This is a genomic window from Chitinophaga varians (assembly GCF_014529945.1).
Taxonomy (GTDB): Bacteria; Bacteroidota; Bacteroidia; order Chitinophagales; family Chitinophagaceae; genus Chitinophaga; species Chitinophaga varians.
This window is the reverse complement of sequence record NZ_JACVFB010000010.1, coordinates 185,451-202,431: the sequence shown is the minus strand read 5'-3', so window position 1 is coordinate 202,431 and position 16,981 is coordinate 185,451. Positions and strand designations below refer to the sequence as shown.

The 16,981-nt window shown below is 48.4% G+C and carries 3 protein-coding genes; all 3 read right to left on the bottom strand.

Annotation, left to right across the window (positions count from 1 at the left end):
- Positions 1–171: 171 nt before the first annotated feature.
- The 3 genes from ICL55_RS34705 to ICL55_RS34695 all read right to left on the bottom strand — a co-directional run bounded on the left by ICL55_RS34705 (position 172) and on the right by ICL55_RS34695 (position 16,967).
- On the bottom strand, positions 172–768 hold the full coding sequence (locus ICL55_RS34705; RefSeq protein WP_188106625.1) for a UpxY family transcription antiterminator: 597 nt from the start codon (positions 766–768) through the stop codon (positions 172–174).
- Positions 769–2,118: 1,350 nt separating this feature from the next.
- Positions 2,119–3,150, bottom strand: coding sequence for a TauD/TfdA family dioxygenase (locus ICL55_RS34700; RefSeq protein ID WP_188106623.1), 1,032 nt, complete (start codon positions 3,148–3,150; stop codon positions 2,119–2,121).
- Between the two features lie 41 nt (positions 3,151–3,191).
- Positions 3,192–16,967, bottom strand: coding sequence for a non-ribosomal peptide synthetase (locus ICL55_RS34695; protein WP_188106621.1), 13,776 nt, complete (start codon positions 16,965–16,967; stop codon positions 3,192–3,194).
- Positions 16,968–16,981 lie beyond the last annotated feature (14 nt).

Here is a 16,981-nt window from a genome sequence, read left to right as displayed (position 1 = left end):
GTGAAGAAGCACTTTGTCCGGACAATAATGGCAACAAGGGTCTCATCTGAAATCAGCAGACTTCAGACAAGGGGTGCAATCAACGCGTAAATTGTCGGCAAATAAGAGAGAGCGGGATAACCAGACGTATGTTGTATGCGGTCTGGTTTTATGAGTTGGAATTAGGTTTTCTCAATTTAAAGTGGCAATTACATTTTCAACACAGGGCAGGAAGAACAGATAATACCACGAAGAGCACCGCTGGACAAGGCTCCAGGACACATCGATGGAAATCATCTGTTTGATTTCTTTCAACTGAATACCGAATCGCGTTTTGGAGTGTTGTTTCAGGAGCACGCCTTCGTGCCCTGCCAGCGGGCCGCTGATGATCCGTACGTTCTCACCTTCACTGAAACCGGGTTCAATAAAAACTTCCTGGTCCAAATTCAACATGCTTTTAATGCCCTCAATGCATTTGTAGTTGATTTTAGAGGGTTTGCCACCACAGTTAATGAACATGACGACTTTCGGGACCTGACAGATTTTATGCAGGCTGCTTTCTTCGGTATTGACAAATATATAGCTTGGAAACAGCACCTGTTCGACAATCTTTTTCTGGCGGTTATTCCAGAAGCGGAGTGTTTTTGTAAGGGGCAGGAAAACTTCATACCCTCTGTTGGACAGCTCCTTTTGTACGACTTTTTCAGCTCTTGGCGCAGTGTAAAATACATACCAGTTGGGTTCCGATCCCACATCCGGCTGGGACCGATCGTTGAATGGTTTCGACATTAGAGGAAATTTACAGGTTCGATGGAAAATTACAGGGTTCGGTATCTAACAATTTCGCTTGGTTATTTGAGTTAATCAACTTCAACTGATACGGGTCCATAGTATCGCAAAGCCTTTCTGGTTAGGAACCGGCCCGCAATGGCGGATTACATGCAATCGTTGTAGGTTTCGTTTTACTGTAAAGTTCATCCGGTAAACCCGTAAGTTTACCTGAGTCAGGGTGTCCTGCTGTTGTAGGTTTTGCTATCCGGTAAAATGATGCTATCAGCACAGTGACTTTACAGGTAACAGTAGTAAAAAGCAGCTTCAACTATGGTTAGTCGTCCTGCATGGCTTCGCTTGGTCAATTAGCATTGCTGCCTTGACTAAAGGTTCTTCAATATATGCTGTAACATTCAATCGGTACAGCTTCATGCAACAGGGAAAACACCTGTGGTGATCCGGAAACCGCAACCATTTATGTGCACCATTCTACCTGATGTAACGGGGAGTCTGTGACAGTAGAATAGCCGGCCCAGCGCCTAGCCTTTCGGCATCAGTGATCTCCAATGTTTAATCGTTCTGGCATGAAGAACTTTTTATGCTACACTACCACACTGGATGATCCAATCGATACTGAAGTTACTTATTTAATAAAGATATAAAAAAAATTCTATTGCCAAAAAATTTATCAGGAAAGATTTAAGAGTTAATAATTGCTTTACATAAAAGCCAATACTGTAGCGGTTTTCAGACCGCACTAATTATAACGCACAACATCTATTTTTAACAGATACATTTTCTCTATGCAGACAATAATAATAAACGTTTAACCACACAATACCCTGAAATGCTCACCCACAAATCATTTCAGCATCCATACACTTTTACTGTTACAAAGTGAGGAAACATGACTATCCGCTACACACCGATATTACCACTACTTCAACACACGTCAAAAAATGTCGGAAAGCATCCATAGCAAGGCTATTCACGCACCTTAGCAGACAACATAAAACGGCAACATAAACAAACTCACTGAAAAATAAGTTCAGAGATACATATATTTTGAAATTGTAAATAAAATAGTATCATCAAAAAGAGCAATAACAGGGATTATTTCATCATCTTCTTTTTTAATAACATTCGGCAGAGAACGATCCCATCAGCCAATACCGGTATAACTGTAAAGAATACACGTTTTATTTACCTCCCTGCTAAAAGAGATAAAAAATAAAAACGGCTTGTAGCTTCCTGCTTACAAGCCGTTTTACCAAAAACTAATTATCAATATTTTATATTCGAACTATATCCACTCCCGGCCCGATTGAACGGACCCTTATATTCATGCGCTATTCGCACTTTTTTGCCTTAGATATTCCGGATATTATCACTATCGTAGGCCGCCTCGATGATGGCCGTAGCAATGGTACGCTCTCCTTTGTAGGGATAACGGCCATGCGCAGTCAGCATGTTATCGAGAAAAATGATATCCCCTTTCTCATAGGGGAATGCGATGATATTCTTCTGATAGGCCTGCCTGATCTCCTTGTAGGCCGCAGAAGAAATTTCACTGCCATCTCCGAAAAACGTTTCCGAAGTGAGGAATTCGGCAGGAAAAAATTCATGATGTGGCAACCCCAGTTCTTCATAGCGGGAAAAACGATGAAAGAAAAAAACGTGGTTGAACCATGTTTCCTCCCCGGTAACCGGGTGTCTGCAAATGGCATCCTTTACCCATTCAATAATCAGGTGATCTTTTCCCACAAATTCATAATCGATGTTATACTTTTGGCAGGTAGCTTCCATTACCTTCACATCATTGGTCTGAAATACCTCCTGCCATGGCATGCCCAGATCGGGCAACAAATTCCGCCGGTATTTGACACCTTTTGCCCTGAATTCAGCTGTCAGGGCCGGGTCAATGTCTTTCAACACGCGCCTGGAATCTGCAATGGGCGTCTGTCCCCCTTCTGCCGCAGGCGTAATACAACAGAAAACAATCTTACGGCCCCATATCCGGCTGTAAGAAGTTTCATTATGCATATTGATGGTACGTTCACTCGGGTAAATAGTGGAAGTGTAAATATTTTTGAGATGATCATCCAATTCCTTCCGGGGAGACGACCTGAACATATATGGCAGTGGCGTTGTATTAAAACACTCCATAAAAGCATTGAAATCCTTTACAGCATCAACATTGAATCCACGCAATAAAATACCGCCATAATGCATCAAATCCCGCTCAAATTCTTCACGGTGGGCATTCATCCAGGAGATCAGATCCCCCCCGCTGTGAGCAGGAGTGATCAGTAGTGGTAAAACCTGGTCGCTGTTCTTATTAAAAGGTGTTTTCACAACGGTATGATCATTTACTATAGTGGAGGAGACTGTATTTTCCATATTACTGATGTATTGGTTTAGTGGTTTAATTGATGTGCCGGTTATGGTATCAGCGCCTTTAATTGTTGTTGTAACTGCCGGGATAATATTTCCGCATTTTCGTTTTCCAGCATCGAACCATGATCTCCCTCAATGGTGACCAGCTTTATCTCCGCCGCATGTTCGCTCCAGCCCAGCGCGTCATCATTCTCCTCCCTTATATTTTCTGTGGCCCTCACTACTGTCAAGGTGGCATTTACTTTACCGGTAATAGTTGTATAATGCATAAACATGTTGTTCAGCCGCAATTCAAACAATCTGAACATGGAGGCAACATGTTTCTTTTCTATCTTATCTTTTATAAAATCAAGGATAAAATGTAATACACCTTTCAATGCTATTGATTCATTAGCTTTTAGCTGTTCCGCCATGGCCCTTAGCTCAGCCACCCATTCGGGGTGCGGTTGCGGGATGATATTATAATGCCCGAGTATCCCCAGTACATATTCCAGCACCTCAATACCTTCTATATCCCTTTGCATGGACCTGATAGCTTCATCCACATCTTCTATCGCAGCACTGGAATCGAGCAACACCACCAAATCGGCCACTTCTCCCCTTGCTTCGAGCAGCTTTACCATTTCATATACCACCCGCACGCCAAAGGAATGCCCTATTAAGCGGTAAGGTCCCTGCGGCTGCACCTGTTTCATCCAGGTGATGTTCTGATCTGCCACCGCTTCCAGGTTGTCCAGCGGCTTTTCTCCTTCCAGCACGCCCTGCATTAATAGTCCATACACCGCACCGGTGTCGTTTAAAGCGGCAGCCAGTTCCTCATAAGCATCCACTACGCCTACTGCTCCCGGCACCAGGAATATCGATGTTTCTTTGGCGCCCTTGTTCAACAGCCGTACGTGCCCGTTTTCCTGTTGTGCCGCAGCTTCAGCATCGCTGTCTTTTTGTGCTGCAAGTTCCGCCATCCGCTGCCGGAGTACCACGGACAATGATGCAATGGTGGGATAATTGAATATATCTTTAAATGATATTTCCATCGTCAGTCCTATCCTGATATCCGATACCAGTCGCATCACCAGCAATGAATGACCGCCCAGTGTAAAGAAATTATCGGACACGCCTATACGTTCCACCCCCAGCAGTACCTGCCAGATATCCGCCAGCAGTTGCTCTGTTTCATTACGGGGCGGTATATACTCATGGATTAATCCGGTAATATCCGGCTCGGGCAACTTCTTTCTGTCTACTTTTCCATTACTGGTGAGCGGCAGCGCGTCCAGTGCTACGATCAGAGAGGGGACCATATATTCCGGCAGTCTCGCATGCAGGAACTCCGATATAGCCTGCTGGTCAAACGCCTGCTCCATTACCACATAACCTATCAAACGTTTATGACCATTTGCATCTTCCCTGGCCACTAATGCGCACTGCGTCACACCTGCGACTGTTGACATCGCAGCTGCTATTTCGCCTAACTCTATGCGATATCCGCGTATCTTCACCTGGTCATCCAGGCGGCCCAGATATTCCAGATTTCCATCCGGTAACCATCTGGCGAGATCACCCGTTTTATATAGCCTTGCACCAACGTTCCCGCTGAAAGGGTCTGCAATGAATCTGTCCTTTGTTAATTGCTCCCTGTTCAGGTATCCGCGGGACAACCCGGCCCCTCCTACATACAACTCTCCTGCTATTCCCGCCGGCAGCAGGTTTCCGTGCGCGTCCAATATATAGCAGCTAAGTGTGGGTATAGGCTTACCAATATTGCTGGCCTCACCATTCAGGGTATCCGCGCCCATTTCCTTATACGTTACGTGGACGGTTGTTTCCGTAATACCATACATGTTGATCAGCTTACCGTCAGGGTATGTTTCTTTCCAGACTTTGAGTTTGCCGGGTATCAATGCTTCTCCCCCAAATATTACATACCTTATTTGCAAAGGCATGGCTGAACGGAGCAAACTTTCCTGTAACGTATAGAAGGCACCGGGCGTCTGATTTAAAACGGTCACTTTTTCCTTTAGAAGTATAGCGCCAAAGGCCACCGGGTCTCTGGCCACTTCCTTACTGATCACAACAAGCTTCCCCCCATACAATAAAGCACCATACATTTCCCATACTGAGAAGTCAAAGCAAAATGAATGGAACATGGTCCAGACATCGTTATTGTTAAAGTCGTATAACGGCGTGTCTGTTTCAAACAACCTCACCACATTATAATGCTCAATAAGTACGCCTTTCGGTTTTCCGGTAGAACCGGAAGTATAGATCACATAAGCAAGATGGCGGGGAAGAATCACATGGGAAGGATTATCTCCGGAAAACTGACTGATCTCCGGCCAGTCTTCATCCAGCAATATCAGCTCCGCTGATCCCACATTATCCAGCACGTGTGCACATTCCCGGGAGCTGACGGTCCATTTGGCAGCGGTATCTTCCAGCATAAAGCTGATGCGCTCCGCAGGATAATCAGGATCTATGGGGACGTAGGCCCCACCCGCTTTCAGGATACCGAGTATGCCCACTATCATTTCAACGGACCGTTCTATACATATCGGCACCAGGGTATCTGCCTGCACGCCTTGGCTCCTTAAATAATGCGCCAGCTGATTGGCACGTGTATTCAGCTCCCGATAGGTCAGTGAATCCTCACCGGCCACCACTGCGGTCGCTTCGGGCGTAAGTGCCACCTGCGCCGCAAAAAAGTCTGTAATGGTTTTATCTTTTGGATAGCCTGCTGAAGTATTATTAAACTCCACCAGCAACTGATGTTCTTCTGCGGATGTTAGCATAGGCAATGCTCCGATGTGTGATGCCGGCGATTTCACCACTGCCCGCAGCAATTGCTCAAAATGCGCTATCATACGATCTATGGTGGCCGCGCTGAAAAGATCCGCACAATAGATCATGTTTCCGCTTAAACCTGCTGCACTTTCTTCCATGGAAACAGTGAGATCAAATTGTGCCGTAACATGCCCGGTATTCAACGGCGATAATTGTAAGTTCCCCAGCTCAAGCTCCTGTTCATCGGGCGTGTTCTGCATCACAAACATTACCTGAAACAAAGGACTCCGGCTCAGGTCCCGCTCCTTCACTACTGCTTCCACTACTTTCTCAAAAGGTACTTCCTGATGTTCATAAGCGCTCAAAGTCGTGCGTTTCACCTGCTGCAACAGCGATACAAAAGACGGCTGGTCCCCAAGGTCAGTACGCAAAGCCAACGTATTGATAAAGAACCCGATCAGTTCCTCCAGTTCCTGTTGCGTTCTGCCTGCTGCAGGGGTGCCGATACAGATATCTTCCTGGCCACTGTACCGGTATAATAACACGTTGAAGGCAGCCAGCAACGTCATAAAAATGGTAACATCCTGTTGACGGGAGAGCGCCTGCAACTGTGCAGACAACTCCTTATCCAGCCGGAACCTTCTGGAAGCGCCGCGGGTGCTCTGCGTTGCCGGGCGCGCATAGTCTGCGGGCAATTGCAGCTGCGCCACGCCTGTCAGCTTGTCTTTCCAATATTGCAATTTTTTATCCAGCAGGTCGCCTGTCAAATATTCCCGCTGCCACATGGCATAATCAACATACTGGATATGCAGCGGCGCCAGCGGGACTGTGCGGCCTTCTTCATAAGCGAGGTATAGCGCTTTCAGCTCATTCACCATCATACCATTTGACCACCCATCGGAAGCGATATGATGCAACGTTACCAACAGTACATATTCCTCATCATCTGCCGAAAGCCGGATCAGATGGGCCCGCAGCATATGGTCGGCCCTCAGGTTAAAAGGAGCGGCCACCAGCGACTGCATATAAGATTGCAGGGTGGCCTCATCTTTAAACACAATACCTTCTATTACTGTCAGCTGCCAGCTATCTTTATCCATTACCTGCTGCCAGGGCATGCCATCCCGCTCCATCACCACCGTCCTCAGCACTTCATGGCGATTAACGATCGTCTGTAAGGCAAAAGAAAGCGCGTCCCTGTTCAGCTTCCCTTTCAGCTTCAATGCCACCGGTACGTGATATTGTATGCTGCCTTCCAGCTGATCTATAAACCACAATCTCTCCTGGCTGTAGGACAAAGGAATCAGTTCCGGCCGGTTACGGGTGATGATAGCCGGCACAACAGCAACGTCGCTGCGGTTTTCCAGCTGCGCCGACAGGAATGCGATCGTAGGATAATCAAATACGTCCCCGATAGACACTTCTACCTTCAGTTCTTTTCTGATCGCTGATACCAGGCGTATTGCCAGCAAAGAATGACCTCCCAATTCAAAAAAATCATCGTGTATGCCTACCCGTTCCACTTCCAGCAACCTGGACCAGATAGCTGCCAGCAGACATTCTGTTGCGCTGACCGGCGCCGTATACCCCACTGAAGCAAGGCCTTCCGGGTCCGGCAATGCTTTCTTGTCTATCTTCCCATTCGGCAGCATTGGAAATGCCTCCATCGCAACAAATACCGACGGTATCATATATTCCGGCAAATGCGCTTTCAGATAAGCAACGATGCTTTCGCTGTCAGGCACACTATTACCTATAACATACGCGGCTAAACGTTTATTGCCGTTATTATCTTCCACCGCCACCACCACGCACTGGTCCACCTGCTCATACTGCTGCAATACCCGTTCTACTTCTCCCGGCTCAACCCGGTAACCGCGGATCTTTACCTGGTCATCTGCCCGTCCTATAAACAGGATATTTCCATCCGGCAGCCATTTTACCATATCTCCCGTGCGGTATATGCTTGCGGCGGTTGCCGGCAAAAACGGGTCCGGTATAAAGCGGCTATCTGTTAACCCCGGATTATTCAGATATCCCAACGCCACACCGTCTCCCCCGATAAATAACTCACCGGGCACCCCTATCGGACATAATTGGCCAAGCGGGTCCAACACATAAATGCGGGTATTGGAAAATGGTTTCCCGACCGGTATGACCTGCCCGTATGCCCCATTATCCTGTACCTGGTGCAGCAGTTTTCCGATAGTCGTTTCCGTAGGGCCATAGTGATTGGCCACTATACAAGAGGAACCGGATGCCCGGATACTATTCACGACCTCCGTTGATAATGACTCGCCTCCAAAAATGAGTAGCTGTTGCGGTAGCAATAAGCTGCCGGATGCTGACAATGCTTTCCAGTGTGAAGGCACCACCTTGATACAGTCTATGGGATGAAGGGTGAAATATTCCTGTAATTTTTCACTATCGCTGGCTGTTTCCTTCGAAAACAGGTGGAGCGTCTTACCCATTGCCAAAGCGCCGTACAACACAGTATTCCCCAGATCAGTGGCTATACTTGACAACAAAGCGAATGATTGGCAGGCTGCCAGCGGAAGCGCTGCATATAAGCCATATAAGTAATCGGTAAGGTTCCTGTGAGTAACCATCACACCTTTGGGCATGCCTGTGCTGCCGGATGTATAAATCACGTACACCAGGTCGCCCGGAGCGGGAGTAATAGCCACCACCGGGACAGGTGCATGGCTGATCATTTCCCAATCAGCATCCAATGCCACTACTTTCATGCCTTCATTGACAGGCAAACCGGAGCGGCAGGCACGGCTACTTACCATCACCGTTGCCCTTGTATCTTCCAGCATGTAACGAACGCGGTCTCCTGACGAGAGATAATCCGGATCAATTGGTACATACGCCGCTCCCGCCTTCAGTATGCCCAATATCCCAATCATCATTTCCAGGGAGCGTTCCATGCAGAGCGGCACCAGCGCACCAGCGGTAACTCCCTGCTGTTGCAGGTAATGCGCCAGTTGATCAGAGCGCTCATCCAGCGTGGCATAAGTCATTTCCTTATCTTCCATCACCAGGGCAATAGCGGCGGGGGCAGCCACCACTTTCTCCCGGAATAGGTCTATGATAGTCTGGTGATGCGGATAGGCTATCTCACACATATTAAATCCTTCCTGTAACTGCTGTTGTTCTGCCGGGGTAAGTATAGACAAGGTCCCTACCGGCTTCTCCAAATCAGCCACAACGGCCGCCAGCAATTGTTGGTAGTGCTCACCCATTCTCAGCATGGTATCTTCCCGGAACAAATCAGTGCGATACACCACGTTTATACGCAGTTCATTATTTTCCTCAACAACAAAGAAAGTAATATCAAACTTGGCACTGACAGCATTCAATGATTCTCCGGATAATACTACCTCGCCTAAACGAAGTTCCGGTGCTTCAGGAGCCTGCTGCATGACAAACATTGCCTGGAACAGCGGGCTTCTGCCGGCATCTCTGTCCTTTACCACTGCCTCCACCACTTTCTCAAAAGGTACGTCCTGGTGCTCATAGGCGCCCAGTGTCGTCTCTTTCACCTGTTGTAAGAAAGATAAAAAAGAAGGGTTACCACTCAGGTCACTACGTAGCGCCAGTGTATTTACAAAGAAGCCAACCAGCCCTTCCACCTCCTGCTGCTGGCGCGCTGCCGTAGAACTGCCCACGCATATGTCCGTCTGATTACTGTAACGGTAAAGCAATACTTTAAAGGCCGCCAGCAATGTCATGAACAAGGTTGTACCCTGTTCCTGTGACAACTTCCTTACCTGCGCTGATACATCCGGGCGAAGGCTAAACGAAACACTTCCGCCCTGCATACTTTGCACAGCAGGCCGCACATAATCGGCAGGCAACCGGAGCGTTTCCGTTCCGGACAATTTATTTTTCCAGTAATCCAGTTTTTCTTCCAATACCGCCCCGGATAAATAGGTACGCTGCCAGATGGCATAGTCAGCATATTGAACCGGTAGCGCCGCCAACGGGGCAATAACGTTATCCGTATAAGCATTATATAATGCGATGAGCTCTTTCACAATAATACCGGCAGACCACTCGTCAGATGCGATATGATGCAAGGTAGCCACCAGTATGTGCTCGTCTGCCGACAGACGGACCAGCCGGGCACGCAGCATATGATCTGCCGACAAATCAAAGGGCGCTGCGATCAGTGAGCTGATGTAAGCCTGTAGTCCGGCCTCCTCCTCTTTATAAACCGGTGCTTCGGTAACTTCCAGCTGCCACTGGTCTTTATCCATTATCCACTGATAAGTAATCCCTCCTTCATCGTCTGACTGACGGATCACCGTACGCAACACTTCATGACGATTGACAATCGTCCTTAGCGCATATGCCAGGCCTTCCTCGCTTAACGCCCCCTTCATTCTTAATACCGCCGGTATATGATACTGCACACTGCCTTCCAGTTGATCGATGAACCATAAACGCTCCTGGCTGAATGATAACGGAATATAGACAGGCCGCGTAGCTGCTTCGATAGCAGGCAACTGCAACCCATCGGGTGTCCCCCTGAGATAGCCTGCCAATGAGGCAATGACAGGATGCAGGAATAATGATCTTATGGATACGGTTTCCTGTAGTTGCTGACGCATGGCAGCCAATAAACGCATCGCCAGCAGGGAATGCCCACCCAATTCAAAGAAATTATCGTATATGCCTATCCGTTCTATTCCCAATAGCGACTGCCAGATACCTGCAAGCGCCTGTTCCGTTTCATTACGTGGTGCAACATACTCACTCCGCAACAACGCTGCGCCGCCGGGGTCGGGTAAGGATTTTTTGTCCACCTTGCCATTGGCAGTCAGCGGCAGCTTATCCAACAGGACCAGTTGCGAGGGCACCATGTATACCGGAAGGCGGTCCTGTAACCACGATAGCAACCCTGATCTGTCTATACCTTCTTCCCCCACCACGTAGCACACCAGGTGACGGTAACCGCTGTTATCCGTTCTGGCTACTACGACCGCCTGTTTTACGCCAGGATATTGCGACACCACACTTTCTATTTCCCCGGGCTCTACGCGGTAGCCCCGGATTTTCACCTGGTCATCTACCCTGCCTAAGTATTCAATCGTGCCGTCCGGCAGCCAGCGTGCCTGGTCTCCCGTAAAATAAAGTCGCTCTCCGGGCTTGAATGGATTGGATATGAACTTCTCCTTTGTCAGCTCCGGCCTGTTCAGATAGCCACGGGCTACCTGCACACCGCCGATACACAGCTGGCCCGGAACCCCTACCGGCACCGGTCTCCCCGATCCATCCAGGATATAGGCGGCCGTATTGGACAAGGGCCGGCCGATAGTGATCTTCTCGTCCAGCTTTAATTCTTTAATAGTGGCCCATATCGTTGCTTCTGTAGGACCGTATACATTCCATACTTTCTGATCGCTTAATTGCACCAGCCTATCTTTCAATGCCACAGGGACGGCTTCTCCCCCTGCCAGTATCGTTACCCCTTCTCTATTTTCCCAGCCGGCTTCCAGCAACATTTGCCATGTGGCCGGAGTGGCCTGCATATGCGTGGGCCGGTGATGCGACAACGCTGACGCCAGCTTAAAACCATCTGCTGCGGCGGATTTTGAAGCGATAATAACTTTCCCTCCTGTCAGTAACGGCAGGTACAGCTCCAGGTAAGCGATGTCAAAACAGTAGGTGGTAACGGCCAGTAAACTGATAGCCGCCGGCAGGTCCAGCCGGTCTTTCATAGACAACAGGAAATTCAGCAGCGACTGATGTTCTATCATCACTCCCTTGGGCGTGCCGGTTGAACCTGAAGTATAGATCACATAAGCCAGATGGTCAGGCTTGGCTGTTAATGTCAAGGGAGTAACCGGCTGCTGGGCTATTTCATTTCCCACTTCATCCAATAACACCGGTGTGATGCCGGCAGCTTTTATTTTATGCTGGTGTGCCAGACTGCTGACAACGATACTGCTGCCACTGTCTTTCAACATATAGCTGATCCTTTCCCGGGGATAATCCGGGTCCAGCGGCACATACGCCCCGCCGGCCTTCATAATACCCAATAGCACCACCAGCATATCCGCCGAACGATCTATGCAAACCGGGACCAGGCTATCGGCTTTCACCCCAAGGTTGCTCAGGTAACGGGCCACCTGGTTGGAACGTTCATCCAGCTCCTGATAAGTCAAACTATGATCTTCGTACACTACTGCTATGGCGGCGGGATGCAGTGATGCCTGCGTGGCAAACAGGTCCGCAAAGATTTTATCTTCCGGGTAAGCCGCCGTGGTGGCATTAAAGGAGGTCAGCAGCTGCTGTTCTTCAGCGGAAGTAAGCATCGCTAAGGTATCTATTCTTGCTCCGGGCGTTCTCACAACAGATAATAACAACTGTTCGAAGTGACCTTTCATTCGCATGATGGTGTCTTCCCTGAACAGGTCCATACGATATACAATATTCACCCGTAAATGGCCTTTTTCCTCTACCACAGAAAAAGCCAGGTCATATTGTGCCGTGGTATTTTCAGCGAGAGCACCGGATATTATCACTTCTCCCAAATGGAGCTCCGGCACTTCGGGAGCATTTTCCACGGCGAACATCACCTGGAACAAAGGGCTTCTCCCAAGATCTCTTTCTTTTACCACCGCCTCCACTACTTTCTCAAAAGGTACTTCCTGATGATCATAAGCACCTAAAGTGGTTTGCTTCACCTGTTGCAATAAAGACACAAAGGACAGGTTAACCTTAATTTCACTACGCAACGCCAGGGTATTCACAAAACAGCCCACCAGTCCTTCCACTTCTTTCTGTGTTCTGCCGGCTATAGGACTTCCCACACAAATATCCTCCTGGCCGCTATAGCGGTATAATAACAACTTAAAGGCGGCCAGTAATGTCATAAACAAGGTAGTACCCTGCTGTTGCGATAATTTTCTTATCTGTTCAGACAACTCACTGTCAAGATTAAACGAAACAGTCCCCCCATGGACACCAGCAGCTACCGGCCGTGCAAAATCAACCGGTAATGCCAAAGTAGCAACGCCGGTAAGTTTATCTTTCCAATAGGACAGCTTATCTGCCAATACCGCTTCGGACAGCTGTTTCCGCTGCCAGATCGCATAGTCTGCATACTGAATAGGCAAAGGCAACAGCTGTGCCGCGCGATTTCCTATGTAGGCGTCATACAGCTCCATCAGCTCTTTTACGATAATGCCGGTAGACCAGCCGTCTGATGCAATATGATGCATGGTCACCACCAGGATATGCGCTGCCTCTCCCAGTACAATCAGCTGCGCGCGCAGCATATGGTCGCGCGACAGATCAAAAGGAACAGCGATCAGGGATTGCACATAGGATTCCAATGACGTGCCATTTTCCAGATACGCCCTTTCCGATATTATTTCCAATTGCCAGCCATCCTGGTCCCGCACCTGCTGATAAGCGATACCCGCCTCCTCTATGATCTGCGTTCTGAGTACTTCATGACGATTTACAATGGTTTTGAGTGCGTATGCCAATCCTTCCGGGTGGAGATGCCCATTCAACTTCAACACTGCCGGAATATGATACTGCACGCTTCCCTCCAGGTGATCAATGAACCACAAACGTTCCTGACTATACGACAAAGGGATCTTTGCAGGTCTTTCAGCCGCTTCAACCGGCGGGAGCTGCCACTGCTTGTTATATCCGTGAAGATGTTCCGCCAGGGCAGCTATCGTAGGAAAATTGAATATCGCCCTGATAGATAGTTCCACCTGCAGCGATTGACGTAAGGCAAATATTAAACGCATCGCCAGCAAGGAATGCCCGCCCAATGAAAAGAAATCGTCGTGTATGCCTACCCGTTCTACTCCTAATAACGCCTGCCATCTGTCTGCCAGCATTTGCTCCATATCGTTGCGCGGCGCCGTATAATTGTCTGTTAAAGGCAATCCGGCAGCTGTGCCGGACAATGCCTTCAGATCAACTTTCCCGTTGGCCAGCATAGGGAAACTTTCCTGGCTTGTGAGTGAGGCAGGTAGCATATACACAGGCAGGTGCGCTTTCAGGTACGCATAAATACCGTTTCTGTCAGGCACTCCTGCCGGAATCACATAGGCAGCTAACTGGCTTTGACCGAAACTGTCTTCCTTTACAATTATTATTCCGTGACGTACAAGGCTGCACTGATTGAGCACACGTTCAATCTCCCCTGGCTCCACGCGATAGCCGTTAATCTTTACCTGACTATCGCCACGGCCTATAAAAACGATATTTCCATCCGGCAGATATTTCACGATGTCCCCGGTACGATAGAGTTTTCCCTGAGTACCTGTTATAAAAGGGTTTGCCATGAACCGTTCCCGGGTCAATTCCTCCTTGTTCAGATAGCCAGCGGCAACGCCACTTCCTCCTATATACAATTCTCCGGGGATACCCACAGGACACAGCTGTCCGTTCCGGTCCAATACATAGACGCAGGTGTCGGAGAATGGCTTTCCGATCGGAATGGTCTGCTGGTAATCTGCGGCCGGCCGAATGATGTGCAACAATTTCCCTATAGTCGTTTCCGTTGGGCCATAGTGATTCACCACCATACAGCCGGCGCCGGACGACCGGATGCTATTGGTTACGGCCGTTGTCAATGCCTCTCCACCGAATATCAGTATTTTTACAGGCAGCAATAATTTGCCTGTAGCAGACAATGCCTTCCAATGAGAAGGTACAATCTTGATACAATCGATTTGTTGCTGCGCAAAATAATCATGCAACAGATCACCATCACTGGCGGCCGCTTTGGAGAACAGATGCAGGCACCCACCTGTCAGCAGGGAACCATATAATACCGTATTACCCAGATCGGTGGCAATACTGGATAGCAGCGCAAATGAACGGCAATCTTTCAGTGGAAGGGCTTCTTTTAAGCCAGACAGATAATCGGCCAGGTTGCCATGTGTGATCATCACCCCTTTAGGGTTGCCGGTGCTTCCGGATGTATAGATCACATACACCAGATGCTCCGGCGCCGCTACTGCTGACGACCTTGTTTTCGGGAATTCGGCTATTTTGTCCGGACCACCATCCAGCGATAAAACAGCTGCAGTAGCCGGAATTTTATCCCGACAGGCATTACTGCTTACTACCGTTGTCGCCTGCGTATCGGCCAGCATATAAGCTATCCTGTCAGCAGGGAAATCCGGGTCGATGGGAACATATGCGCCTCCTGCCTTTAATACCCCCAGTATGCCAACGATCATATCCAATGAACTCTCCACACAAACCGGCACCGGCGTGTCCACTGTCACGCCCTGACCGCGCAGGTAATGAGCCAGCTGATTAGCCCGGTCGTCCAGTTCCCTGTAAGTCATTGAGTCGTTTTCAAACCTCAGGGCAACGGCTTCGGGCGTGGCGTCTGTCTGTGCTTCAAACAAATCGACTATTGTTTTTTCCCGTATGGACACCGCTTTCCCATTTCCAGCGACACCGGGCATTGTAAGTTCCCGTACTTCACCGGGAGTCAGCATCTGCAACGATCCAATCTGCTGTAAAGGATTATTGACAACAGACAGCAACAACTGCTCAAAGTGAGCGATCATACGTCTTATCGTCGCTTCGCTGTATAAATCCCTGCTATATTCCACCACTACACGTAAATCATTCGTTTGTTCAATTACCAGAAAGACCATATCAAACCGCGTGGTGTTGCTTTCCAGTGGTTCTTCGGACAACAGGACGTCACCCAAAGGGAATTCCGGATCATCAGGCTCCTGTTGCAACACAAACATGATATCAAACAACGGGTTCCTGCTTCCTTCCCGGTCTTTTGCTACTGCTTCCACTACTTTCTCAAAAGAAACATCCTGGTGTTCGTAGGCCCCCAGTGTAGTTTCTTTTACCTGCTGCAACAAGGACACAAAAGAAGGATTATTGCTCAGATCACTACGCAGGGCAAGCATATTTACAAAGAAACCGATCAGCTCTTCCACCTCCTTTTGCAGGCGCTCCGCGGTAGAACATCCCACGCAAATATCATCCTGACCACTGTAACGGTACAACAACACTTTGAATGCAGTAAGCAGGGTCATAAACAAGGTAGTATCCTGCTGTTGTGAGAGCTGCTTTATGCGTACAGACAAATCAGCATCGAGGTTCAGCGCCACGCTTCCTCCATTAGTACCTGGCGTTGCGGGCCGCATATAATCTGCCGGTAGCTGCAAGGTGGCTGTCCCTGATAACTTCCGCTTCCAGTAATCCAGTTTCCGTTCCAATATATCGCCTGATAAATAGGTCCGTTGCCAGATCGCATAATCTGCATACTGAATACGCAACGGGGGCAATTCAGGTGTTCGGCCCTCCACGAAGGCGCGATATAACGATGTCAGTTCCCGCACAATGATGCCGAATGACCAGGCATCCGAAGCAATATGATGCAATGTTACCACCAGTATATACTCATCCGTCGACAGGCAGATCAAATGTGCACGCAGCATATGGTCGCCGGATAAATTAAAAGGAGCCGAGATCACTGATTCCAGATAAGCTCGTAACGCCGTTGCATCTTCTTTATACGCCGGCTCATCTATCACGGCCAACTGCCAGCCATCCCTGTCCAGTACCCGCTGATAAGCCACACCGTCCTTCTCTGCGATCACCGTGCGAAGCACATCATGACGGTTAATGATTGCCTGAAACGACCGGGCAAGTGCAGCAATATGGAGCTGCCCTTTCAATCTTAATACCCGCGGTATATGATACTGCACACTGCCTTCCAGCTGATCAACAAACCACAAACGTTGCTGACTATACGATAAGGGGACGTCTGTGGTTATTCTTTCCGCAGAAGAAAGAATACTCTCTTTTATTGATATTCCCGAATCATGCTGTATATGCTCTTTAAAATAGGATATCAGGTGATCTTTATTTTCCTTCAGCTCCCTCAACAGCGATGCATCAATTTTCTTTCCTACGGGCGCTTGTGTTACCAGTTTATTGTCAACAAAGGATATCCTGATCCCGTTATCATTGGCTCTTTCCAATAAATCTATTACATCCAGTAACTTAACAACTGTCATATATATTTTTTTAA